13 protein-coding genes, 1 tRNA gene and 3 rRNA genes are annotated in these 24,340 nt (G+C 47.6%); 2 read left to right on the top strand and 15 right to left on the bottom strand.

What is annotated here, in order from left to right; translation table 11 throughout:
- Window positions 1-7: 7 nt before the first annotated feature.
- From PWYN_RS14565 to PWYN_RS14540, 6 genes are all read right to left on the bottom strand, one after another.
- Window positions 8-469, bottom strand: a complete 462-nt coding sequence (locus PWYN_RS14565) for a CtsR family transcriptional regulator (RefSeq protein WP_036652831.1) — start codon at window positions 467-469, stop codon at window positions 8-10.
- 359 nt (window positions 470-828) lie between these two features.
- Window positions 829-1,998 (bottom strand): GNAT family N-acetyltransferase, encoded by a 1,170-nt coding sequence (locus tag PWYN_RS14560; protein ID WP_036652829.1) that lies wholly within the window; start codon window positions 1,996-1,998, stop codon window positions 829-831.
- 426 nt (window positions 1,999-2,424) lie between these two features.
- Window positions 2,425-2,541, bottom strand: a 5S ribosomal RNA gene (gene rrf, locus PWYN_RS14555).
- Between the two features lie 125 nt (window positions 2,542-2,666).
- A 23S ribosomal RNA gene (locus PWYN_RS14550) occupies window positions 2,667-5,594 on the bottom strand.
- Window positions 5,595-5,826: 232 nt separating this feature from the next.
- Window positions 5,827-5,902: transfer RNA gene (locus tag PWYN_RS14545), tRNA-Ala, on the bottom strand.
- Between the two features lie 95 nt (window positions 5,903-5,997).
- Window positions 5,998-7,555, bottom strand: a 16S ribosomal RNA gene (locus PWYN_RS14540).
- Together the 16S, 23S and 5S rRNA genes with 1 tRNA gene alongside form the textbook arrangement of a ribosomal RNA operon.
- A 402-nt stretch (window positions 7,556-7,957) precedes the next feature.
- Between PWYN_RS14540 and PWYN_RS14535 the strand changes: the two genes are divergently transcribed.
- The gene (locus tag PWYN_RS14535) at window positions 7,958-9,214 is read left to right on the top strand and encodes an MFS transporter (protein WP_036652827.1); all 1,257 of its coding nucleotides are present in this window, start codon (window positions 7,958-7,960) and stop codon (window positions 9,212-9,214) included.
- Between the two features lie 621 nt (window positions 9,215-9,835).
- Here PWYN_RS14535 and PWYN_RS14530 read toward each other — a convergent pair.
- On the bottom strand, window positions 9,836-11,191 hold the full coding sequence (locus PWYN_RS14530) for a radical SAM/SPASM domain-containing protein (protein WP_036652825.1): 1,356 nt from the start codon (window positions 11,189-11,191) through the stop codon (window positions 9,836-9,838).
- 186 nt (window positions 11,192-11,377) lie between these two features.
- Between PWYN_RS14530 and PWYN_RS14525 the strand changes: the two genes are divergently transcribed.
- Window positions 11,378-12,649: a molybdopterin-dependent oxidoreductase gene (locus PWYN_RS14525; protein WP_052087958.1), complete on the top strand. Its 1,272-nt coding sequence runs from the start codon at window positions 11,378-11,380 to the stop codon at window positions 12,647-12,649.
- A 63-nt stretch (window positions 12,650-12,712) separates the two neighbouring features.
- On the opposite strand, the gene PWYN_RS28710 is transcribed toward PWYN_RS14525, so the two are convergent.
- The 8 genes from PWYN_RS28710 to PWYN_RS14485 all read right to left on the bottom strand — a co-directional run bounded on the left by PWYN_RS28710 (window position 12,713) and on the right by PWYN_RS14485 (window position 24,288).
- The gene (locus tag PWYN_RS28710; RefSeq protein ID WP_240479741.1) at window positions 12,713-13,555 is read right to left on the bottom strand and encodes a hypothetical protein; all 843 of its coding nucleotides are present in this window, start codon (window positions 13,553-13,555) and stop codon (window positions 12,713-12,715) included.
- Between the two features lie 13 nt (window positions 13,556-13,568).
- Entirely contained in the window at window positions 13,569-14,759 is a 1,191-nt protein-coding gene (locus tag PWYN_RS14515) for an ABC transporter permease (protein ID WP_036652820.1), read from the bottom strand.
- Window positions 14,756-15,445 carry an ABC transporter ATP-binding protein gene (locus PWYN_RS14510; RefSeq protein WP_084146718.1) on the bottom strand — a complete coding sequence of 230 codons (690 nt, stop codon included), beginning with the start codon at window positions 15,443-15,445 and terminating at the stop codon, window positions 14,756-14,758. Before PWYN_RS14510 ends, PWYN_RS14515 begins: the two co-directional genes overlap by 4 nt.
- A gap of 11 nt (window positions 15,446-15,456) precedes the next feature.
- Window positions 15,457-17,184: an alkaline phosphatase gene (locus PWYN_RS14505; RefSeq protein ID WP_036652818.1), complete on the bottom strand. Its 1,728-nt coding sequence runs from the start codon at window positions 17,182-17,184 to the stop codon at window positions 15,457-15,459.
- A 181-nt stretch (window positions 17,185-17,365) separates the two neighbouring features.
- Window positions 17,366-19,369 (bottom strand): NAD-dependent DNA ligase LigA, encoded by a 2,004-nt coding sequence (gene ligA, locus PWYN_RS14500; RefSeq protein ID WP_036652816.1) that lies wholly within the window; start codon window positions 19,367-19,369, stop codon window positions 17,366-17,368.
- A gap of 74 nt (window positions 19,370-19,443) precedes the next feature.
- The gene (pcrA, locus tag PWYN_RS14495) at window positions 19,444-21,789 is read right to left on the bottom strand and encodes a DNA helicase PcrA (RefSeq protein ID WP_036652814.1); all 2,346 of its coding nucleotides are present in this window, start codon (window positions 21,787-21,789) and stop codon (window positions 19,444-19,446) included.
- A gap of 272 nt (window positions 21,790-22,061) precedes the next feature.
- Window positions 22,062-22,781: a heptaprenylglyceryl phosphate synthase gene (gene pcrB / locus PWYN_RS14490; protein WP_205622749.1), complete on the bottom strand. Its 720-nt coding sequence runs from the start codon at window positions 22,779-22,781 to the stop codon at window positions 22,062-22,064.
- Window positions 22,782-23,427: 646 nt separating this feature from the next.
- Window positions 23,428-24,288 (bottom strand): phosphatidylinositol-specific phospholipase C/glycerophosphodiester phosphodiesterase family protein, encoded by an 861-nt coding sequence (locus tag PWYN_RS14485; protein ID WP_036652813.1) that lies wholly within the window; start codon window positions 24,286-24,288, stop codon window positions 23,428-23,430.
- Between the last annotated feature and the right edge of the window lie 52 nt (window positions 24,289-24,340).

Here is a 24,340-nt window from a genome sequence, read left to right as displayed (position 1 = left end):
TTGACAATTATTTACCCAATAACGAAATGATCATCGCCTTCATAAGTTTGGCACGAACCTCATCCCGGTACGGAAGCTTGATGGTCAGGCAATCCCGGGAAACGGCGGCACGTAAGAGACACGCTTCCCGTTCGCTTAGAAAACAGGCTTCCTCCAGCTGATAAATCAGCCCCTCTGCAGCACTTTGGTCAATTTCACTGCCTATCGTGTGATTAAGATGCGCATACAACGCCACATTCTGAGGAAGCTCAAAGCGTTGTATCCGAATATAACCACCGCCGCCGCGTTTACTCTGCACCAGGTAGCCTTTTTCCAAAGTGAAGCGCGTACTAATAACATAATTGATCTGTGACGGTACGCAGGAGAACTGGTCCGCCAGATCATTACGCTGGATTTCCACCGTACCTTCAGGACTTTCATGCAAAATATTCTTCAGATATTGTTCGATAATATCGGAGATATTACGCATCACTCATCCTCCAGTGTTATAAGCTTAGAGTCCAACCGACCAACCGCCTGTAAGGCGAGAACCTATAAGGAAGCTTAACCAAAGAGTAAAATTTCGAATCCAGGCTACTAATTAACCGTATGAACTGAAATCATTCCTTGATATTTGTGCATTCGACCTTCTTAGTGTGACCACTTCACGGTACTTCACATACTCAGTGGGTATTAATTAGGTTATTAGCATTTCCTTATTGTCCAGTTGTTGACTCCGTTGACTTTGACTTTCTTTGACTTATTTAATATTATAGCATATTCTCTGGGAATGCCAAGAGGATGCCTCTTATTTTTTCATTTTGAACAATGAAATGACACCCTATCTATTTAAAAATAGTCCAATAAAGCGGTTTGTGCCCGCGGAACAGCCTTTTCCAACCAGGATACCGCAGAAGGGTCACCCGTCAAAGCTCCAAAACGGTACATCTCCTCTGGGCGTTTATAGCCAAGCAAAAGAACCGTAAATGCTCCAATATCACAGATCAAATCCGCTTGGGAAGAATCACCCTCAGAACGCACCAGGGACGATTGACCTTCACCTGACACATTCCACTCCCACAATCCGGCATTCCACGGAGCATAATCATCCTTAATACAAAGTGTAGCCTTACCCTGAACTCCTTCAGCAAAAGAATATCCTTCCACAAATGCTTTAGCATTCACAATTCTCGCCATAAAGTAAGGAAAATTCTCTTGAGGAATGCGCGGATCAGGAAGTAAGTAGGGAAGGCAATCGTCAGCCGGAACCAACTTCAGCAAAGCCTGAGAAATCATGGAGTCATGATTGCATAGAAAGCTCCACAATCCTCGGCGGGCTTGCTCATTTAAATAGATGAACTCATCAATAATCAGCTCTTTGTTCTCTATTTTATACAGCACATAACCTTCTGGCTTACCTAACGTTGAGTAAAAAACCGCATCATGGCCTTCCTCATTCACAATTGCATTCTCCCACCAGTCCTGGCTACGGTCCAATGTCCCGTTATACTTGGAGGCAAATTCAGTATATAAAATACTCATTACATTAATATCATTCACATCACGCTTTACTTTGCCTTCAATCTCGGTCTTCAGCGGAAATTTTGCAACAGGAATAGTGTATTTCTTATATTCACAGTAGATTTCCCAACCAAACTTACGATAGAAGGGTACGTAGAACGGATGTAAGAAGGATAACAGTTGTCCAGAATCATTCATCTTTTCAAGCGCATGCGTAAGCAACTTAGCCACAAGACCTTGTCTACGGTTCTCGGGCCAGGTCGCCACACCTGCAATACCACCCATTGGAATGACTCTCCCTTGTACGAATACTTGCAGAGGCAGTAATGTCAACTTAGCACTTAGCTCTCCCTCATTAAAAATACCCCATACCCGCTCGGGTTTGAATCTTTTCTGCGCCTTTTCTCTAGCCTTCTCTGAAAGAGTGTACTGAAAAGCATACTCAGACAACCTGATACTGGATTCAAATTCCTCGGGAAGCAACTGCCTGATCTTCAAAAATGTCACCTCATTAATATGTATTTATTCTTATTCTATGGATGCAGATCCAGATGCGCAAGGCCACTTGTGCAAAAGATCAAACCATCCAGTTATTCATAGAAAAAGTTATCAACAGGCTCTGTTTTAAGTTTCAAATTAATCGGCGTAAAGAACACCCGCCAGACGAATTATCAACATCTTAGAAGAATGTATCCACAACCCCATTCACCTATACACATTGATCCGTGGATTACTTGTGTTTTTCATAAAAAAATACCCGCAGAACCCTGCTATACCCACATATTTGGCGTTTTGGGTCGATTAAAAGATGTATCCACATGTTTGTAAGTTTTCTGTGTTTTTCTGCAATTTATCCACAGCATTTCCACAGGTAAAAAGAAAACACAAAAACCACTGTTGAATGAATCAACAGTGGTCTCATGTGCTTGGCAACGTCCTACTCTCCCAGGACCCTTCGGTCCAAGTACCATCGGCGCTGGAGGTCTTAACGGTCGTGTTCGGGATGGGTACGCGTGGAACCCCTCCGCTATCGCCACCAAACATGATTTTTCGAAGCTTGCGCTTCTCGAAATCGCTGCGAGAAAATATCAAACCATAAAGGTCGACATCTTGCTCAGGCTTGATCGCCTGAAAACTGAATCCGAAACAAATCTGCGTTTAGATATTTGGATAAGCCCTCGACCGATTAGTATTGGTCAGCTCCATGCATTGCTGCACTTCCACCTCCAACCTATCTACCTCGTCGTCTTCAAGGGGTCTTACTAATTGGGAAATCTCATCTTGAGGGGGGCTTCACGCTTAGATGCTTTCAGCGCTTATCCCGTCCGTACGTAGCTACTCAGCCATGCTCCTGGCGGAACAACTGATGCACCAGCGGTACGTCCATCCCGGTCCTCTCGTACTAAGGACAGCTCCTCTCAAATTTCCTGCGCCCACGACAGATAGGGACCGAACTGTCTCACGACGTTCTGAACCCAGCTCGCGTACCGCTTTAATGGGCGAACAGCCCAACCCTTGGGACCTACTTCAGCCCCAGGATGCGATGAGCCGACATCGAGGTGCCAAACCTCCCCGTCGATGTGGACTCTTGGGGGAGATAAGCCTGTTATCCCCAGGGTAGCTTTTATCCGTTGAGCGATGGCCCTTCCATGCGGTACCACCGGATCACTAAGTCCGACTTTCGTCCCTGCTCGACTTGTAGGTCTCGCAGTCAAGCTCCCTTATGCCTTTGCACTCTTCGAATGATTTCCAACCATTCTGAGGGAACCTTGGAACGCCTCCGTTACTCTTTAGGAGGCGACCGCCCCAGTCAAACTGCCCGCCTGACACGGTCCCCGTACCCGATTAGGGCACTAGGTTAGAACCTAGATACGATCAGGGTGGTATCCCAACGTCGCCTCTGCAGAAGCTTGCGCTCCTACTTCTCTGGCTCCCACCTATCCTGTACAGATCGTACCCAAATTCAATATCAAGCTGCAGTAAAGCTCCATGGGGTCTTTCCGTCTTGTCGCGGGTAACCTGCATCTTCACAGGTATTAAAATTTCACCGGATCTCTCGTTGAGACAGCGCCCAAGTCGTTACGCCATTCGTGCGGGTCAGAATTTACCTGACAAGGAATTTCGCTACCTTAGGACCGTTATAGTTACGGCCGCCGTTTACTGGGGCTTCGGTTCACAGCTTCGGATTGCTCCTAACCGCTCCCCTTAACCTTCCAGCACCGGGCAGGCGTCAGCCCGTATACTTCGCCTTGCGGCTTCGCACAGACCTGTGTTTTTGCTAAACAGTCGCTTGGGCCTTTTCACTGCGGCCCCCTCGTGCTATTCACACTACCGGGGCACCCCTTCTCCCGAAGTTACGGGGTCATTTTGCCGAGTTCCTTAACGAGAGTTCTTCCGCGCGCCTTAGAATTCTCTTCTCGCCTACCTGTGTCGGTTTGCGGTACGGGCACCTTCTCCTGGCTAGAGGCTTTTCTTGGCAGTGTGAGATCATGACCTTCGCTACTACAATTTTCGCTCCCCATCACAGCCTGGCCTAATAATGTGCGGATTTGCCTACACATTAGCCTCACTGCTTAGACGGACACTTCCATCAGTCCGCGTCACTACCCTCCTGCGTCACCCCATCGCTCATAGCGGATTACGGTGGTACAGTAATTTCAAACTGTTGTCCTTCGACTACGCCTTTCGGCCTCGCCTTAGGTCCCGACTTACCCTGAGCGGACGAGCCTTCCTCAGGAAACCTTGGGCTTTCGGCGGATCAGATTCTCACTGATCTTTTCGTTACTCATACCGGCATTCTCACTTGTATACGCTCCAGCACTCCTCACGGTATACCTTCAACGTATATACAACGCTCCCCTACCCCAGATACTTAGTATCTAGCCATAGCTTCGGTGGTGTGTTTAGCCCCGTTACATTTTCGGCGCAGAGTCACTCGACCAGTGAGCTATTACGCACTCTTTCAATGGTGGCTGCTTCTAAGCCAACATCCTGGTTGTCTGTGCAACTCCACATCCTTTCCCACTTAACACACACTTGGGGACCTTAGCTGATGGTCTGGGCTGTTTCCCTTTCGACAATGGATCTTAGCACTCACTGTCTGACTCCCGGCAATAAGTATATGGCATTCGGAGTTTGACTGATCTTGGTAACCCTTGCGGGCCCCGCAACCAATCAGTGCTCTACCTCCACTACTCTAATACCGAGGCTAGCCCTAAAGCTATTTCGGGGAGAACCAGCTATCTCCGAGTTCGATTGGAATTTCTCCGCTACCCCCACCTCATCCCCGCATTTTTCAACATGCGTGGGTTCGGGCCTCCAGTGCGTGTTACCGCACCTTCACCCTGGACAGGGGTAGATCACACGGTTTCGGGTCTACGTCCACATACTCAAATCGCCCTATTCAGACTCGCTTTCGCTGCGGCTCCGTCTTCTCGACTTAACCTTGCATGTTAAACGTAACTCGCCGGTTCATTCTACAAAAGGCACGCCATCACCCATAGATAGGGCTCTGACTTTTTGTAAGCACACGGTTTCAGGTTCTATTTCACTCCCCTTCCGGGGTGCTTTTCACCTTTCCCTCACGGTACTGTTTCACTATCGGTCGCCAGGTAGTATTTAGCCTTAGCAGATGGTCCTGCTGGATTCATACGGGGTTTCACGTGCCCCGCACTACTCGGGATCCGTCTCGGAGAGAACACAGTTTAGATTACAGGGCTTTTACCTCTATCGCGGGCCTTTCCAGACCTCTTCATCTACTGTATTCCTTTGTAACTCCATGTGAGACGTCCCACAACCCCAAGGGGCAAGCCCCTTGGTTTAGGCTGTTCCGCGTTCGCTCGCCGCTACTGACGGAATCACTATTGTTTTCTCTTCCTCAGGGTACTTAGATGTTTCAGTTCCCCTGGTCTGCCTCTACATACCCTATGTATTCAGGTATGAGTAACTGCGAATTACCACAGCTGGGTTTCCCCATTCGGACACCCCCGGATCAAAGCTTGCTTACAGCTCCCCGAGGCAGTTTCGTTGTTCGCCACGTCCTTCGTCGGCTCCTGGCGCCTAGGCATCCTCCGTGTGCTCTTATTAGCTTAACCAACGCTTTGATGTTTCGTTTGTTTACACAATCGAAAATCTCCGCTAAGCCATAATTTCACTTCACTTGTTTGCACAAATTACAGTAATAAGATGTTCTAAAACGCAAATTCGTTTCGGTATCCAGTTTTCAAGGATCAAGTTTCTGTTAAATCTTAACGAATATTACCGTTAAAATTACAGACGGTTTCTTGCATTTTTAGTTATTTTAGACATACAAAATAGATGGTTTATTGGTGGAGCCAAGCGGGATCGAACCGCTGACCTCCTGCTTGCAAGGCAGGCGCTCTCCCAGCTGAGCTATGGCCCCTCAAATTCCATCAAAACTGAACAAATGGATACGCGTTTTTTAGAAGCTTACGCTTCTGTTCGAATGTTTCCGTTACAGGAAACGATTCTCCATAGAAAGGAGGTGATCCAGCCGCACCTTCCGATACGGCTACCTTGTTACGACTTCACCCCAATCATCTACCCCACCTTCGGCGGCTGGCTCCCTTGCGGGTTACCCCACCGACTTCGGGTGTTGTAAACTCTCGTGGTGTGACGGGCGGTGTGTACAAGACCCGGGAACGTATTCACCGCGGCATGCTGATCCGCGATTACTAGCAATTCCGACTTCATGCAGGCGAGTTGCAGCCTGCAATCCGAACTGAGACCGGCTTTGTTGGGATTCGCTCCACCTTGCGATTTCGCAGCCCGTTGTACCGGCCATTGTAGTACGTGTGTAGCCCAGGTCATAAGGGGCATGATGATTTGACGTCATCCCCACCTTCCTCCGGTTTGTCACCGGCAGTCTGCTTAGAGTGCCCACCATAATGTGCTGGCAACTAAGCATAAGGGTTGCGCTCGTTGCGGGACTTAACCCAACATCTCACGACACGAGCTGACGACAACCATGCACCACCTGTCTCCGATGCTCCGAAGAGGGGCACTATCTCTAATGCTTACATCGGGATGTCAAGACCTGGTAAGGTTCTTCGCGTTGCTTCGAATTAAACCACATACTCCACTGCTTGTGCGGGTCCCCGTCAATTCCTTTGAGTTTCAGTCTTGCGACCGTACTCCCCAGGCGGAGTGCTTAATGTGTTAACTTCGGCACCAAGGGTATCGAAACCCCTAACACCTAGCACTCATCGTTTACGGCGTGGACTACCAGGGTATCTAATCCTGTTTGCTCCCCACGCTTTCGCGCCTCAGCGTCAGTTACAGCCCAGAAAGTCGCCTTCGCCACTGGTGTTCCTCCACATATCTACGCATTTCACCGCTACACGTGGAATTCCACTTTCCTCTTCTGTACTCAAGCCACCCAGTTTCCAGTGCGACCTCAGGTTGAGCCCAAGGTTTAAACACCAGACTTAAATAGCCGCCTGCGCGCGCTTTACGCCCAATAATTCCGGACAACGCTTGCCCCCTACGTATTACCGCGGCTGCTGGCACGTAGTTAGCCGGGGCTTTCTTCTCAGGTACCGTCACTCCGATAGCAGTTACTCTACCGGACGTTCTTCCCTGGCAACAGAGCTTTACGATCCGAAAACCTTCATCACTCACGCGGCATTGCTCCGTCAGGCTTTCGCCCATTGCGGAAGATTCCCTACTGCTGCCTCCCGTAGGAGTCTGGGCCGTGTCTCAGTCCCAGTGTGGCCGTTCACCCTCTCAGGTCGGCTACGCATCGTCGCCTTGGTGAGCCGTTACCTCACCAACTAGCTAATGCGCCGCAGGCCCATCCCTCAGTGACAGATTACTCCGTCTTTCATTCTCTCCTCAGGTGAGGAAAGAAATTATCCGGTATTAGCTACCGTTTCCGGTAGTTATCCCAGTCTAAGGGGCAGGTTGCCTACGTGTTACTCACCCGTCCGCCGCTAAATGATTTTGAAAGCAAGCTTTCAAAATCACTCCGCTCGACTTGCATGTATTAGGCATGCCGCCAGCGTTCGTCCTGAGCCAGGATCAAACTCTCCAAATTGTATTTAGAAAGAGCGATTGCTCATTTTGAAACTGACGATTCATTAAATGAATCTATTAAAAATTAACGCGTTCCATTTGTTCAGTTTTCAAAGAACTTGTCTCTGCAATCGAGTTATTTCTCTCATGCACAGGAATCATAGTATAACATATTTCATTGTATTTCGTCAACTTATTTCTTCATCGCGTTTGCTTCACATCAACGATGCCTCATAAGCACAAGAAATAATATACCATGCGGATTGAATCTTTGCAACCCTTTTTTGATAAATAAATCTTACCGACCCAGTTTCCATAATAACTATACATTTAGGTTTCCATAATGCATCACAAGTGGCTAAAATAGGGTTATTGAAAGTTCATACATTCATAGACTCATTATATAGTACGAGAAGGAGCTAAAATGAAAAATAACTCAACACCCATTGCTTCCCCGAAAGGGGTTGAGGATACAGAGTCCCGTAATTTGCAGCAGGCAACGATATACCGTATTTTACTGGCCGTTAGCTTTGTTCATTTATTCAATGATTCCATTCAAGCTGTCATTCCGGCGATCTTCCCGATTCTAAAAGAAAACATGCTGCTATCCTTCGCTCAAGTAGGCTGGATCTCCTTCGCCCTTAATATGACATCATCCGTGATCCAACCTGTTATTGGGTATGCCGCAGACCGCAAGCCTCGACCGATTCTGCTTCCGTTAGGAATGTGCTGCACGTTCGCGGGAGTAATGCTTTTAGCTTATGCCGGCAATTATACACTCGTCCTAATCTCTGTAATGCTCATTGGAGTGGGTTCGGCTACATTTCATCCGGAAGGCATGCGTGTCGCTCACATGGCTGCCGGTCTGCGCAAGGGACTGTCTCAATCCATATTTCAGGTAGGTGGAAATGCAGGTCAATCATTGGGGCCGATGCTGACTAAGTGGATATTCATCCCCTTCGGGCAAATGGGAGCGTTAAGTTTCACCATAGTCGCAGCAGCCGGGGTAGCGGTTCAGACTTACGTAGCCCGCTGGTACCGAGATATGCTTAAAGACGGTTATACCTTCCGCAAGAAATCATCTGTCCGTAAAATCGATCCCGCCCGTAGCAAAAGTATTTTGAATGCAACGATCATTCTTGTTTTTCTGGTATTCGTTCGATCTTGGTACGGAGCTTCTATCGGTAGTTACTATGCGTTCTACTTAATGGATAATTACAAAATGTCTCTAGATAATGCTCAAGTGTATATCTTCATGTATCTGGCTGCTGGGGCTGTGGGTACCTTCTTCGGCGGGCCGCTGGCAGACCGATTCGGACGTCGGAATCTAATCCTTATGTCAATGGTAGGAACCGTTCCGTTTGCATTGGTGTTGCCTTTTGTTAACCAGTTCTGGGCTGGTGTCCTGTTATTGATCGGCGGCTTTGTCCTACTGTCCAGCTTCTCGGTTACAGTCATATATGCACAAATGCTGTATCCAGGGAATATCGGTACCATCTCGGGTCTGATTACCGGACTCGCATTTGGGCTAGGGGGCATCGGATCTTTGGTCATCGGCAATCTTATCGATTATATAGGGATTACGAAGGTGTTTGTTGCCTGCGGTTTCCTGCCGCTATTGGGGTTATTAGCCCTGCTGCTGCCAGATGACGATAAGCTGGAGGAATGGGCTGCCGATTAATGATTAGGGGATAACGTACTTCAATCTACAAAAGAAAAGGCTCATCACTTCTCCTATGCAGGGAAGGATGAGCCTACTTTAGTTGCACTTTCTACACCTATTTGGAGCATATGACCAACTCCACGTGCGATAAGTGTATTCAGTACAACTATAAATTAAAAAAACACCTATACTCACCAAAAACCAGACAAATAACTGCATAAACTACATCTAAACAACCGACGCGCGGTAAGTATTCGTTAATAGTTGCACTTTCTACACTTAAAAGAAAAACACAATAAAACAGGCACCGGGAAGCCCCCCCAAAATACCTGTTTACCATGCCCTCGTACTGTTAGGATTACTCCCTGCTTTGTGTTACGAATATAATTGCTCTCCGTTACTTTGTATAACATCCCTGTACGAGTAAAAGTTGTCCTTCGGTATGCGCCTTAGCTCCTTGGGGTCAGTCTCGTCACGGTCTACATAGACGAATTAGCTGAGGCTGCCTGGAACCGATTTGGAGACACGGCCAGTAGTAATCGCAGTTGGTTGAACTGCAGGACGAATAACTTTCATTTATTTCACCTCCTTAAAAGCCCTCATATGAGGCTCTTGCCTAGGAGCTTCATTCCTTAACCTTTACACATTAGAAGCTTGCTCCTCAGCTTTACCTTGCAGCCAAATGGTCCGAAGTGTCTGCTTGATCTGCCGTTTCTCATAAGAACAAGGGCGGTTTCCCGTGCGCATACGGTACAACGGGCAATGATTGCCCTGACAAGAAGGACGGAAGAAGCACGATTGACAGTTGCTGTCGGTCTCTTCACCTGAGGTGGTCCACAGGGCCATTTTATCTAGATCAAGATCTAGAGTTCCGTCTTCATTAATACTTCCAAGCTGGTTATTCTCCTGGTCAATGGCTACGGAGCACTTGTACAACTGGCCGTCTGAATCCACAATCAACGAGTTCGGTTTAGCCGCATAACATACAGCTCCTGTAGGCAGAAGAATATCAGATATAAAAGAACTTACGGTTAATCCTTGAGCAATCGCCTGCTCGTTGAACTCCCAAATCTTCGTATCCTTGGTGATATCATCACATACGGAAAGGTTCAGATCGTTCTCGCCGCCCATACATCCCACGGGACGGAAGTAGACTTTGAAACGCGGGTCATCACCGAAAAGATCTTTTAGAACAGGAATAAACTCAGTTACAGCCTCAAGGTTGCTGTTATCGAAGTTCACGCGCAGGTTAATTTCAAAAGGTCGATCCACTGCTTTTAAGGAAACCAGATTGTCTACTATCCGCTGATAAGTATCTCCACCGCCGGTCAATGCGCGACGCTGGTTGTGTACTTCCGCATCCCCGTCCAAAGTAACCATAAAACGTTCTACACGCCAGTCCAATAGCTTGTCGAACATTTCACGATCCAGAAAGTATCCGTTAGTGGATATTTCTGCCCCATAAACGACTCCATTACGATCACAGGATTCGATGAAAGATTGCGACAGCCTCTCTATCACTTGCGGAGCCAAAAGAGGTTCGCCGCCATGCCAGCTAATCGTCAGACGGTTTAAGGTGGATACTTGAGAGGCTATATATTTTTCGAGTCCCGATGTTACCGTACTCTTCATCGTTCCTCTCGGGAAATATTCATAACAATAATTACAGCGGAAATTACACGCCTCTGTAGCTAGAAGCACAAGGTGCATGCTGTCTTGACGGTGCATCGACTGATGCAAATATAACGCCCGCCGCAGTTCATCCGTATCCTGACTAACTAAAAACCCGTGCTCCAGGAGATCCTCGTGTAAAGTGCAATCCCCATCAGGAACAGGGTCATCCGGTCCGGAAAGCAATTCAATAACTCTGCTGCTCTCCTCCGGCGAAAACGCCGCGATGGCACCCGTATAGCTGTTGTACAGCATGAGTCCCCCGTCATCCACTGTTGTTCGCGCGTTAAAACGCGATGGTTTCCATTGCACTTCTTGTTTCATCGATTGTTCCCCATCCCTACTGTTTCAGTTTAAACTTCATTTAGAACTTTATAATGATGCCTTTCTCTTTGCTAAAAATCAATGACTGTGGTCACGTTCAGCAACATTATTCATGGAACAGTTTTTGCGGTACAATTAGTTAAAAGTTGAACAATCGACTCGAACATACTGAAGGAGGACATCCCGGTGAAAAAAGGGTTAGCTCGTATTCGCAAGGGTTACGGGAAGAAACTGCTCTCCATTCATGCATGGAATGCCTGGCTGGTTCTGTTCTTGGCTCTTAGCGGTCTAATGCTGCTTGGCGGGTTCTGGCGGGAATTACTCGGGGAAGGCCGTGTGTGGCTGAAGTGGGGGCACATCGTAATCGGACTAGTGTTACTGCTTCCTGTTATTTATTATTTGCTGCTCGCTGCTAAGCATTGGAAACGCCTTAAAGGACGTACCTCGCAAAAAGCCAATGTACTTGTTGTCCTGGGGTTGCTTATAGGGTGGATCTTGTCAGGCTTAGTACTGTGGCAGTTCAAAATGGCTGGACCCCGGGCAGCGAATGCAGCACTTTTCATCCATGACCTACTGACTTGGATCGGACTTCCGTTGATCATCTACCACTCCATCACCCGGACGAAATGGCTCAAGGAACCGCAAAAAAGATCCATTGTTCCTGATAGTGATCTGGAAGAGAATACAGGAAAGTTAGTTGGTCGTGACACCCTCCCCCCTTCCCATCCGCAACCTTTTTATACGCGTCGGGGTTTCATCAAAGTTGCCGTGGGGGCAGGTATGGCATTAACCTTGGGACCTACATTTACACGTTGGGTGGGTCAATCCTTCAAACCGCCAAGCTTGGAAGACTATGTGGCAGATAATGCGAACACACTGCTCCCCGAACCCGTACCTCTACCGCAGTCTTCACCCCCGATTGGTGGGGGAGCGGACGGACATTATCGCGTATATACGGTTACAGACATCCCTTCTTTTAATAATGACAATTGGTCTTTTACTGTGGATGGTCTAGTGGATAAGAAGCTGAGCTGGAATTGGGAGCAATTCGTTCAGTTGAAGCGTGAAGTACAGGTCAGTGATTTTCACTGTGTTACCGGCTGGTCTGTCTATAAAAATACTTGGGAAGGCATCCCTCTCACTGCACTATTGGATATGGCTGGTGTTCAGAAAACGGCTGCAACTGTGAAGCTCTATTCCGGTGACGGGGTTTACACAGATTCCCTAACCATGGAGCAAGCACGTATGGCGGATATCATGGTTGCTGTGATGCATGACGGGATGCCGATTTCAAATCAGCTTGGGGGCCCTGTTCGTCTGGTAGTCCCAAAAATGTATGCTTATAAGTCTGTAAAATGGCTGAATAGGATCGAACTAATTGAGGGGGATCATATCGGCTATTGGGAACAGCGGGGTTATGATATCGATGCTTGGTTGCCTGGTGCCAAAAAAATCTGATGTGTCTAAGGACAACAAAAAGCTCCCAACTGAGTTCATCAGCGGGAGGCTTTTTTGCTATCTCTATTCGATTTCTTTGAAGGAGGCATCATAAAGGCGGAACATCGTCTTATATCCAGAATCATCGATTTTGATCCCCACATCCAAACGTCCAGTAATCTGTAAGGGACCTGATTTATATCTCAGCTTAACGTCTTCAGGAACAAATACGATCATAATCTTATTCCAATACGTTTCGTCACCATTATCAAAGGGACACTCAGCACCCGGCTCCGGAATGAGCAGGAACCAATGTTTATCAAAGGAGAGTACCTCTCCCATAAAGCCTTTTATGGTAACTTCACTGCCATGGAGATCCCAGAAGCGTTCTGAAGGCCGGGTCTGATCTTCACCGTCAAAGAACTCCGACCATCCGACTCCTGTTATACCCTGTATATTTGGTTTCACGGTGCCTACTGGGCTAGCTTTCGGTTCAGAGGACGATGTGGGCTTTACAGTAGGTGAAGTCAGTGAAGTCTGCGCAACCGTTGATCTCTTTGGTGTCAATGTCGGTGCAACTGATGGTGCAGCTGATGGTGCAGTTATAGGCGCAGCCGTAGGTTTTGTCGAAGGTACTGAAATCACCTCAGGAACCGAAGAAGGCTGCGGTGAAGAGGTTGGACTCGCCACTTTAACCTTATCCTGTATGGCTTTCTCATCGCTCGGAGCTTCGTGCGTAGCCGTTGCTAAAGTCTGCGGTGATACTGACTTGATTGTGGCATGAACTTCATTTTCAGTAAGCTCACTAGCCGCTGCGAAGGATTCCCCTTCATTTGGGGCCTGCTTATCCTGTCCGCATCCCTGAAGAAGGAGCAGGATAGCCACTGCCGCTACCCAAAGACTCAGCCTTATTCCCCTTATTTTCAAAAGAACAACCCTCCTAAGATTTAAAAAGAGCTAAAGGGCTAAGCCGGTACATTCTGAATGCGGGTCCTACAGAGGACATCAGTCCAATCAACAAGGTTCCTATCACTATCCTCAGGTGATTATCCGACAAATGAAACGGATCGATTTGAATCCCCGCTTGAGCAAATACAATATCTTTCAATATATAAGCTCCCAGATGTCCTAGCAATAGACCTATTACCAGTCCGGTTGTCGTAATCAACAAACCCTCGCCGGTCAACGTTATCCACACATAACCTTTAGATTTACCCAAAAGACGCAATAAACCTGCATCCTTGGTTCGCTCGCCTACCGCAGCAATCAAGGACAAAACAATAGAAATTGCAGCTAAAACGACACACAAAGAGGTCAGCACACCAACCAGACGCGAGCCTTGATCCACAGCATTTACAACATCGGATACAGCCTTACTGGTGTAAGCGGCTTGGACTCCATTGGACCCGTCTAAAGTTTCTTTTAAATCATGTGCCCCAAGCAGACTACCAGGCTTCACCAATATAGCAGTTATCTCTTTGTTCTTATCCTCCAAGCCATGTACAGCCCAAGCATAGTCTACTGTCGTAAAAATGGCCCGGTCATCAGGAGTGTTCAGATGAGGCAGAATGCCAACAATGGTGTATGTGAAGCTTCCATGTTCATCTTCGTGTTCATCTTCATGCTCCTCCTGTACAAGACCGTGCGCTCCGGTGAAGGTATCTCCAACCTGAAGACCTAGCGATGTTGCTACATAAGATCCGACTAAAGCTTCACCCGTATTTCGAAAAATAGAGCCCTGCTCAAGGTGTCGGTCACCATACCGAGTTAAGAAGTATTCGGGATCTATGCCAACTACCGGAAATCCATTATAGTTATCGCCAGTAGTCATAGCGTAGGCCTTATCCACCCCTTCATCCGCCTTGGCTTGCTCCAGAACAGTCAGCGGAATATTACCTGTGGGAGCTCCGATATGATAGAACGCGTTCAAGACAAGCTGGGTTTCACTCCCCTCGGCGCCGATGACAAGATCGAACGGACCGTAACCCTTTTCCGCTCCCTGCTCCACGCTGTCTTGGGCCAGTGACACCAATAAGATAAAAGCAACGGTAACCGCAACTGCGCTGATAGTGAGCAAGGATAAAAACCGCCGGTGCAGAACATTACGGAGCGTAAATTTAAAAAGACTCATGCCATGCTCGCCTCCTGCTTAGACCCTCGAATACGATTCACATCGTAAATATCAAGACAGACAGGAAACCGCCGCGCCATATTCAAATCATGGGTTACAACGATTAAGGTCTTCGTTTCCGCAGCACTTAAATTCAATAAAAGCTCCGAGATTTCATCCGCCGTTTCCCAATCCAAGCTCCCGGTAGGCTCATCTGCTAATACAAGTGGCGGATCATTAACAAGAGCGCGTACAATGGCTACGCGCTGCTGCTGACCACGGGATAACTGGGAAGGAAGGTGGGTGCTGCGATTCTGCAGCCCCACCTTCTCTAACCAACCCCCGATCAAATCCTTTTTTTGCTTAGCCGACAAACGCCACTTCAGGGCAATTTCTACATTTTCTTCTACGGTAAGTGAGGGTATAAGATGGAAATCCTGCAGTACATAACCGATTTGGGAAGCTCGAAGTTTATCCAGCTCCGCCTCTTTCAGCTTATGCAGGGGAGTTTCATTTATATAAATTTCTCCCCTATCCGGCCGCAGGATCCCGCTGATCAAGTGAAGCAAAGTGCTCTTGCCGGAGCCGCTGGGTCCCGTGATCGCTACCTTCTCACCCTTGGCGATGGACCATTCGGGAATATTCAGAATCGGGACGGTGCGGCCGTCGACTCTAAACTCTTTCTCTAGACTGCGAATTTGCAGCAAAACATTTCCCCCTATCGCAATATAATCCGTTCGGACAACGCATCCCAAAGCAGCGTTTTGCCCGTCAATTGGCTAAATGCAACAAGCGGTAAATACAATTTGCCATTATCGATGTCTACGGTGTAGGAAGCAGCCGCACCATTAAAGGCAGCAGTTTGCGCAGTCAAGTTTACAGTGACAGTGTTTTTCCCTACCAAAAGGTTGACTGCAGAGGTGTCTCCCTTGAAGGTACCGCCTAATGCAGTTACTAATGCTTCAGCAGGGTAAAGCACTACATTCTCGCGATTGACTTTAAATTTAGGAAATAAATATTTTGATTGCAGCTCTTTAGAACTTTTGGCGAGGTCAACTCCAATAATACTTGCTCCAACAGTGGCAATTTGTGTGTTGTCTATTTGGCCTTTGATCTTATCCGCTATTGGGCCGTATGCCCACACACCTACATCAACCGCCGAATGTCCATGACCGGACCAACCCACCAGCAGACGCTTCGAAATTACAGCATTGTATGCCCCCTCACGTTTATAAGAGGAGCCGTCACCCGCCATAATTTGCTTAACCTCTTCATCCGATAAATCAGTAATCCAAGTATTTGCAGTTACGATACTGCGGATTTCCTCTGGTGTCTTCGCGGCTTCCAGTGCAGCTGCTAAACTTTCGGAAGAGTGCTTTTGTTTATCCCAAAGGTCGATATTGATCTCATAAATATTATCTCGGGATAGGGAGAGTCCGCCCGTTTCATGGTCTGCGGTGACGACAACGGATGTGTTGCCATCTTTTTTGGCATATTCAATCGCTGTTTTGAATGCGGCATCGAAATCCAGTACTTCCTGTACCAGTGTCGGCAAATCGTTAGCATGTCCGGAATGGTCGATACGGCCACCCTCGATCATCATCACGAAGCCGTCTTTATCTGTCGAGAGGATGTTCAGCGCTTTGGAGGTCATTGCAGCCAAGCTTGGAATCTCAGCAGTACGATCAGGAACATAAGCTACGTGGGAGTTGCCGAATAAACCGAGTACTTTGGTAGTTTGGGATGGAAGAGCGTTCAGACTGGCCGTATTCTCAACCAGGGTATAACCCTTGGCTTGGAAGTCCGCTAGGATGTTTTTATCCGTCCGTTTACCCTTCTCCTCTTTCGTTACAAAAAACTGCTTGCCTCCGCCCAACAGGACATCGACACCACTATCGAGATATTGAGAGGCAATAGCAGACTCATTATCACGACTGCGGACATGGGAAGCATAGACGGCAGGGGTTGCATGGGTGATCCGGGCTGTTGTAACCAGTCCTGTGGCTTTGCCGTTAACCTCAGCCGCTTCTATTATAGAAGCAAAGGGTTTCGATACATCTTCGTTAGAGACGCTGATCCCCGCGTTGTATGTTTTATGACCTGTTGCAAAAGCCGTCCCCGCAGAAGCGGAATCCGTAACAATTCCTGAAACAATTTTGCCTCCGTCCTCACCACGATCCGCATATGTAGTGGCTTGCCCTACATAGTAAGGGTCAATATTAAGGTGACTGATTCCCTTCGTATACTGCTGGTAGTAGCGTGCGGCGGAGACTTGAGCGGCACCCATACCATCGCCGATCAGAACGATAAGGTTCTTGGATGTAGCCTTAGCAGGAATTACTTCCTTTTTCGGATTCTGTGCTGCTCCCACAAGGGTAGTACTTGATACAACGGCTACAGCAATTCCGCCAACAATCATACTTTTCATGAATGTATTCAATTTCATTCCCCTTTCCTTATTGTCGAGATCTAATCAAGCTTACCTCTCAAAGGTTAACGAATGATCAAAACAAGCCGTTGTTTGTATTAAATTTTCAAAACGCAAAACGTCCCGGCTCTATTCGCTGCTAAACGAAAGTGAACCGGGACGTTGTATGGGGATATGAAATTGTTTCGCTTCTTGTTCTCTAACTTTCCAGCAGGCGGAGCAGCTCATCTTCATCCTCAATAACTTGAATGCCCAGTTGCTGTGCTTTAGCCAACTTGCTTCCCGCCTTCTCTCCGGCGATCACAAGATCCGTTTTCTTGGAGACACTTCCGCTCACTTTTGCACCCAATGCTTCCAGACGTTCAGCTGCCTCATCGCGTGTGAGCTTGTGCAATGTACCCGTAAGGACTACAGTCTTCCCGCTAAAAAAGGAATTTGTACTTACCGGACGCGGAGCTTCCGGGGCCTTAGCCTCTACTCCGAGTGCCAGCATACGGTTGATCGCTGTGACCACAAAAGGATCTTTGAAATAGCTAACGATACTCTCCGCAACAATACCCCCGATATCCGGTAATCCAGTGAGTTCTTCGGCACTAGCCTCCATTACAGCAGTAAGGTCACGGAAATGCTCCGCCAACATCTTAGTCGTTGCTTTCCCGGTATTCGGAATACCTAGAGCATAGAGAAATGAAGCAAGGTCGCGGCCTTTGCTGTCTTCCAGCGCCTGAATCAAGTTGCTGGCTTTCTTGTCGCCGAAGCGATCCAGCTTCAACAACTGCTCAAAGGTTAGCTCATAGAGATCAGCCGGTTCACGCACATTAAGTTCTTCATGAAGCTGTCCAGCCGTCTTCTCGCTGAAGGTCTCAATATCCATGGCATCCCGTGAAGCAAAATGCGTAATTCGGCTGATAATTTGCGGCTTACAATCCAGCTTATTATTGCAAAAGAGGTGTGCACCGCGCATCTCCAACGGGAATCCGCAGGACGGACAATTCTCTGGGAAAATGATTTCTCCGCCATCACTCTCTTCCGTTACCTTGCCAAGGATTTCAGGGATTACATCATTGGAACGCCGAATGAAGACGCGTGTACCCAATGCGTGCTTTAAGTTCTTACGCTCAATATCCCCGACATTGTTCAGTGTGCAGTTCTGTACCGTAACTCCGGCAAGTTCTACTGCCTCCACTCGTGCAAGCGGAGTAACTTTACCCGTTCGTCCTACATTCCAGCTGACAGACTCTAATATAGTTGTCGTTTCTTCCGCTTCGAACTTATAGGCTACCGCCCAGCGAGGGAACTTATCCGTGTAACCCAGAGCTTCTCTTGTACGGAAATCCGTAATCTTGATAACTGCCCCGTCAATAAGATAATCCAAACCGGAACGGCTTTCCTCGATCTCCGCGAGCTGCTCGGTAACATCGTCAAAATTACTGTAATACGTAAGATAGGGATTCACCTTAAACCGGTTGTTCCGCAGAAAATCCATCATTTCCTGATGATCGGCGAACTCCACGCCATCCGCATACCCTATATTATAGAAGAACGCGTTGAGCCGGCGGCTTGCTGTTGTCTTTGGATTAAGGTTGCGGAGCGCACCGGCGGCGCCATTACGCGCATTTTTAAGCGGTTCAGCCGCTCGGGTATTATAATCTGCCAAAACAGACAGGTTCATAATTCCCTCCCCCTGCACTTCAATCACACCGTCTTCAAACGGAATCGTCAGCGGAACAGATTTGATCGTTTTCACTTGGGCTAGGATTCCTTCACCTGTGACACCGTTACCCCGGGTCGCCGCCTGGACAAGAACACCGTCCCGATAGGTCAAATTTAGGGTCAAGCCGTCATATTTCAGCTCTACTGCATAACATGGATCGGGCAGTGGATTTTCAGGGTTTCTAGTATTATATTCATTCACGAGTCGATGCACACGGACATTCCAGCTCCGAAGCTGCTCGATATTCTGTGCTTTATCCAGACTCCAGAGCGGAGCCAGATGACGGTGTGGGGTGAAGCCTTTGAGTAATTCGCCTCCGACCCGTTGCGTAGGAGAATCCGGTAAGACTGTGCCCGTCTCCGCCTCTAGGGCAACAAGCTTATCATATATAGCGTCGTATTCTTTATCACTAACCAGCGGCGTATCTAATGTGTAATAGTGATAATTATATTTATTTAATTCAGCCACCCAAGTGTGCATCTGGTCCATTCAGGGACACCCTCCGTCCATATATTCCTATCCTTATCGTGTTCCAAAAGTGAGGCAGTTAACCCCATTAGCCGCTATTCCACTTTGGTAATCGGTGCAAACCCAGCTAGCAGTCGCTTTATGCCAACCGGTGCGGGGAAAGCAATCTGCAGCTCCGTATCGTTGCCGCTTCCTTTGACAGATACCACCGTCCCGATGCCCCACTTGCCGTGAGACACCTTATCACCCGCATTAAAACCACCGGATGATGCAGTAGCTCCGGTTCCCGTAGTACGCTGAGGTCCTCCAGTGGTAACAACCACGCGGTTCTGGCCTGCTGCAAGAGGTCCGGTCCCTCCAGTGGAACCTGCTCCGTTTCGTGTGGCCGTAGAAGTGTTCCCTCCGCCAAAGTTGCCACGGCTTCCACCTCCAAAGCCACGTCCGCCATAGGCGCCGCCCACTTCAGTTCCTCCACGCCGGAAGCGATCGGAGTTCATGACCGTGTCTTCTTTCAGTTCTTCCGGGATCTCTTCCAGGAAGCGGGATGGCGCATTTGCCGTTGTTCGTCCGAACAGTGTACGCATCCGTGCACAAGAGAGGAACAGCTGCTTCTCGGCTCGGGTAATCCCTACATAAGCAAGACGACGTTCCTCTTCCAGCTCGTCATTATCCTGAAAGGCCCGGCTGTGAGGAAATACTCCTTCCTCCATGCCGACAATAAATACAGTCGGGAACTCCAGTCCCTTCGCGCTGTGCATCGTCATAAGCACAACGGCATCACTGCGTTCTTCCTCATCATTCACGCTATCAATATCCGCAATGAGGGCCAGATCGGTAAGGAAGGAAACCAGTGATTTGTCTTCATTATTTTTCTCAAACTCCATGGTCACCGATAGGAACTCATCGATATTCTCCAGCCGTGAGCGGGATTCGAGTGTATTCTCATTTTGCAGTTCCAGACGGTACTGGGACATCTCAAGAATTTTTTCCGTCAGCTCCGTCACGGACAGGAATTCTACCATCCGGTGCAGGGCTTCAATCATATCGTAAAATTCAACCAGCATGTTACGAGTCCGTCCGGCAAAACCGAGATCATCCACGGTTTGTAAAACACGGAAGATAGAGATTCCACGCTCTCCCGCAGCTGCTGCCAGCTTACCTACTGTGGTGTCGCCCAGACCGCGCTTCGGAACATTGATAATCCGGGTTAAGCTAATATCATCATCAGGGTTGGACAGCAGGCGTAAGTACGCTAGCAAATCTTTAATTTCTTTACGGTCGTAGAACTTAATGCCGCCCACAATTTGATAAGGAATATCAGATTTAATCAGGATTTCCTCAATTACCCGTGATTGGGCATTGGTTCGGTAAAGAATGGCATGATTTTGGTAAGCACTGCCCTCTTTCACATTTTTGCTGATTTCCCCGGTTACAAAATACCCTTCATCATGCTCGGAGTCTGCACGGTACACCTTGATCTTCGGCCCCTCATCCGCATCCGTCCATAGCTTCTTGGGCTTACGTCCGGTATTCAGAGCGATCACTCCGTTAGCGGCATTCAATATGTTGGAGGTAGAGCGATAATTCTGTTCCAACAGAATAACCTTAGCTTCTGGATAGTCTTCTTCAAAGTTAAGAATATTGGTGATATCCGCACCGCGCCAACGGTATATCGATTGATCGCTATCTCCTACCACACAGATACGGTGGTGATTATCCGCCAGCATCTTGCACAGCATATACTGAGCCCGGTTCGTATCCTGATACTCATCCACATGGATATACTTGAACTTCTTTTGATAGAAATCCAGTACCTCCGGGACTTCTTGGAACAATTCTATGGTCTTCATAATGAGGTCGTCAAAATCGAGCGAGTTGTTACTCTTCAGGCGTCTTTGATACATTTTATAAACCTTAGCGATAAGGCCTTCAAAGTAATCTCCGACCTTTTGCTCATACTGAGCAGGGGTGATGAGTTCATTTTTGGATGCGCTGATTACAGCTTGTACGGCCTTCGGCTCGAACTTTTTGGTGTCGATGTTCAGTTCCTTCATACAATTGCGAACAACGGACAATTGATCTGTAGAATCCAGGATGGAAAAGTTGGAGGTAAAGCCGATACGTTCGATATCCTTCCGCAAAATACGTACGCACATGGAGTGAAACGTAGATACCCAAATATCCCGGCCCTCGGGTCCAACCAATTTGGATACCCGTTCCTGCATTTCTCTTGCGGCTTTATTGGTAAACGTTATGGCTAAAATCGCCCAAGGCGGAGCCTTGCGGGTGGCAATCAACGAAGCTATGCGATGTGTAAGTACCCGTGTCTTGCCGCTGCCCGCTCCAGCCATAATCAGCAGAGGATTCTCGGTGATTTCTACCGCCTGCCGCTGAGGGGGATTCAGACGACTAACGGCTTCTTGTATGTTAACAGGTTGCATGTAGGACATGCTCCTTTCCAGTTGTAAATTAATCCACTATATAAGTTGAACTTAACATTTATCCACTTTAATTTGGGGCGTAACTACGGTGAATGTTGTACTTCCAGCCGCTGTTGTCTCCAGATTTCTTGATTTGTACCGCTTTTAGCGGCTGAAATCCGGATACAAAGGCGGACGCTACCGCTCTTCCAGTCCCAAAATTCCCCTCCGTTACTTCCAACCTTTTTGTCAATTTTTTAAGTTCAATCCACTAAGTGCTCTTCATAAAACTACTATAAATAAGTGAGAGGTTTCGTCATCTTGACAGCCGCCACAGTACGCAGTGCCTGCTGTATATCACGGTAGATGATATTGCCAACAACAACGGTGTCGCAAAGGGCTGCAGCCTGCGTTGCTTCAGCTTCACCGGTTATGCCGCCGCCATAGAAGAGCTGACTGTATTCCACATTCTCTCGGACAGTCTGCACCGTATCCATATCTCCAAACCTGCCGCTATACTCCAGGTAAACAATCGGCAGCTTCATTAGCTTATCGGCTATTTGTGCGTAAGCTGCGGCTGCTTCTGCGGTAAGTTCAGTCTCCGCACTTGTCAGACGCGCCACGGATGAGTCATCATTCAGCACAATATAACCTTCTGTAAGCAGCCTTTCCCATGGAATGAAACTCCCGTACCGTTCAATAGCCTGTCGATGGTGGCCGAGTATCCAAGCCGGTTCCGGTGAATTAAGCACCATAGGAATCATATACAAATCAAACCCCGGCACAACAGCTTCCAAATGAGAAACCTCAAGAGCACAAGGAAGCTTATACCGCCGTACTCTGGTTAGAAGATCCACGGTATTCTCATAGGTTACTCCTGTAGAGCCTCCTATTAAGATGGCATCGCTGCCCGACAAGCAGACGGACTGGAGATCTTCGTCGCTAATTAGCCGATCAGGATCCAGCTTGAATACATGCCGCCAAGGCTTGATCATTTGTTGAATTGATTGCATTCTTTTCCATCCTTAATATTCATATAGGCATAAGAAGAAACGACTTCATCGTCTTTATGGGACGACAGACGTTTCTCGTAAAAATAGAGGCTCTTTCTCGAAATGAGTGCTTGATTTTCCGTTTACGTCACTGTGGCCGGGAACGATTTCGATTTAACTTCGCCTGATGTTTCACCGGGTTTGGGGCAACTACGTCTTACAGGTAGCGAATCCGGGTTGCGGACCAGTCCTTCGGTGAATTAGAGGGGAAAATGCCCGCTAATACCGACCGAAACGCCATGAATATGAGATTAAAGGGAAAATACCCCTATATTCTTTTCCATACCGTCCCAAAAAGGTATATCTTCAAAATTAGCGGGCGAAATTCCCTCTAATTGCCCAAACGGGGTGGCGAGTGCAGAAATAGAGGGAGAAAACCCCTCTATTGGGCGTAATGGATTTCTGTCTTTCTCGTCACCTGTCAAGAACTGATTTTAGTTTTGAGCCAAAATAGAAGGATAATTTATAATGTGGAACACATAGATTTTTATATTTGGACAAAACGTCTTCTGCCACGCAAAAGATATAGATCTAGTCTATGCTAGCATTGCATACCTGTCAATTTGCAGACAGAAAAAAATGCGAACATTTTTTCGCATTTTTCCCACTATCTATGAATAGGATTCAAATCATTCTCAGCTACAAAATCAGTGTAAAATCCATCCACACCCATCCGGGACAACTTCTGTATTTGCTGAACGTCATTAATGGTATGAACATATACCCGTGCTCCTGAATTTTTAAGCGCCTTCACAAATTTTCTGGTGACCCTGTTTTCCGGCATGGTTACATCCACTCCGCTATCCTTCACAAAATCAATCACCTCTTGATCGCTGTCCTGGGATTCATAAAGAGTATATATAACATGAGAAAAAGGGTGGATCTCATGGATCTGCGCCAGCATAGAACGGCTGTAAATCTGCGGAATGATACGCTCCAGCAATGCTGGATCCCGACGGCTGGCTGCCTCCGTCAAAATTTCAAACTCCTTGATCATCAGAACCGGGTCCGCTTCCTTCGTATCTGTCACAATATAAGCATCGGGGTAGTGCTGCAGCAGATCAAGGATCATCTCCCAGTCCAAAGGAGAATACATTCCTTGTATCGGAGTATTCATGAATTCACGATAATTCAGGACAACTCCTTGTTTATTTGCAGGTAGAATCTCCAACTGTCCGAGCATCTCACTCATATGGGTAGTCCACTCATGACGCGCGACCAGCTTCCCGTCACCCGTCAACAGTAAATCGGTTTCAAATAGACGAGTGCCCTGCTCATAATTAGCTATAAACGCTTCAAAGGTATTGGTATATGGCAGTTCGTTAATACCGCCCATAGCATGCGCTACTATACGATATTCCGGGAAGTCAGTTCCGGAAACCTCCTCCTGATTTCCGAATGTAATCATTAGCAATACCACAAGTGATGCTGCAATAATGAGGGATGGAATTAGTCTTTTCTCATTCATAGTGTGTGGTTTCCTTTTCTAAGTTAGTTAACAAAACAATACCCCGTTCTGC

Origin of the sequence: Paenibacillus wynnii (assembly GCF_000757885.1) — a bacterium.
Taxonomy (GTDB): domain Bacteria; phylum Bacillota; class Bacilli; order Paenibacillales; family Paenibacillaceae; genus Paenibacillus_AQ; species Paenibacillus_AQ wynnii.
This window is presented reverse-complemented; position numbering and strand designations above follow the sequence as displayed.

Coding starts and splice junctions, on each gene's coding strand:
- PWYN_RS14565 (WP_036652831.1), bottom strand. CDS start 469: ATGCGTAATATCTCCGATATTATCGAACAATATCTGAAGAATATTTTG.
- PWYN_RS14535 (WP_036652827.1), top strand. CDS start 7,958: ATGAAAAATAACTCAACACCCATTGCTTCCCCGAAAGGGGTTGAGGAT.
- PWYN_RS14530 (WP_036652825.1), bottom strand. CDS start 11,191: ATGAAACAAGAAGTGCAATGGAAACCATCGCGTTTTAACGCGCGAACA.
- PWYN_RS14515 (WP_036652820.1), bottom strand. CDS start 14,759: ATGAGTCTTTTTAAATTTACGCTCCGTAATGTTCTGCACCGGCGGTTT.
- PWYN_RS14505 (WP_036652818.1), bottom strand. CDS start 17,184: ATGAAATTGAATACATTCATGAAAAGTATGATTGTTGGCGGAATTGCT.
- ligA (WP_036652816.1), bottom strand. CDS start 19,369: ATGGACCAGATGCACACTTGGGTGGCTGAATTAAATAAATATAATTAT.
- pcrA (WP_036652814.1), bottom strand. CDS start 21,789: ATGCAACCTGTTAACATACAAGAAGCCGTTAGTCGTCTGAATCCCCCT.
- pcrB (WP_205622749.1), bottom strand. CDS start 22,781: ATGCAATCAATTCAACAAATGATCAAGCCTTGGCGGCATGTATTCAAG.
- PWYN_RS14485 (WP_036652813.1), bottom strand. CDS start 24,288: ATGAATGAGAAAAGACTAATTCCATCCCTCATTATTGCAGCATCACTT.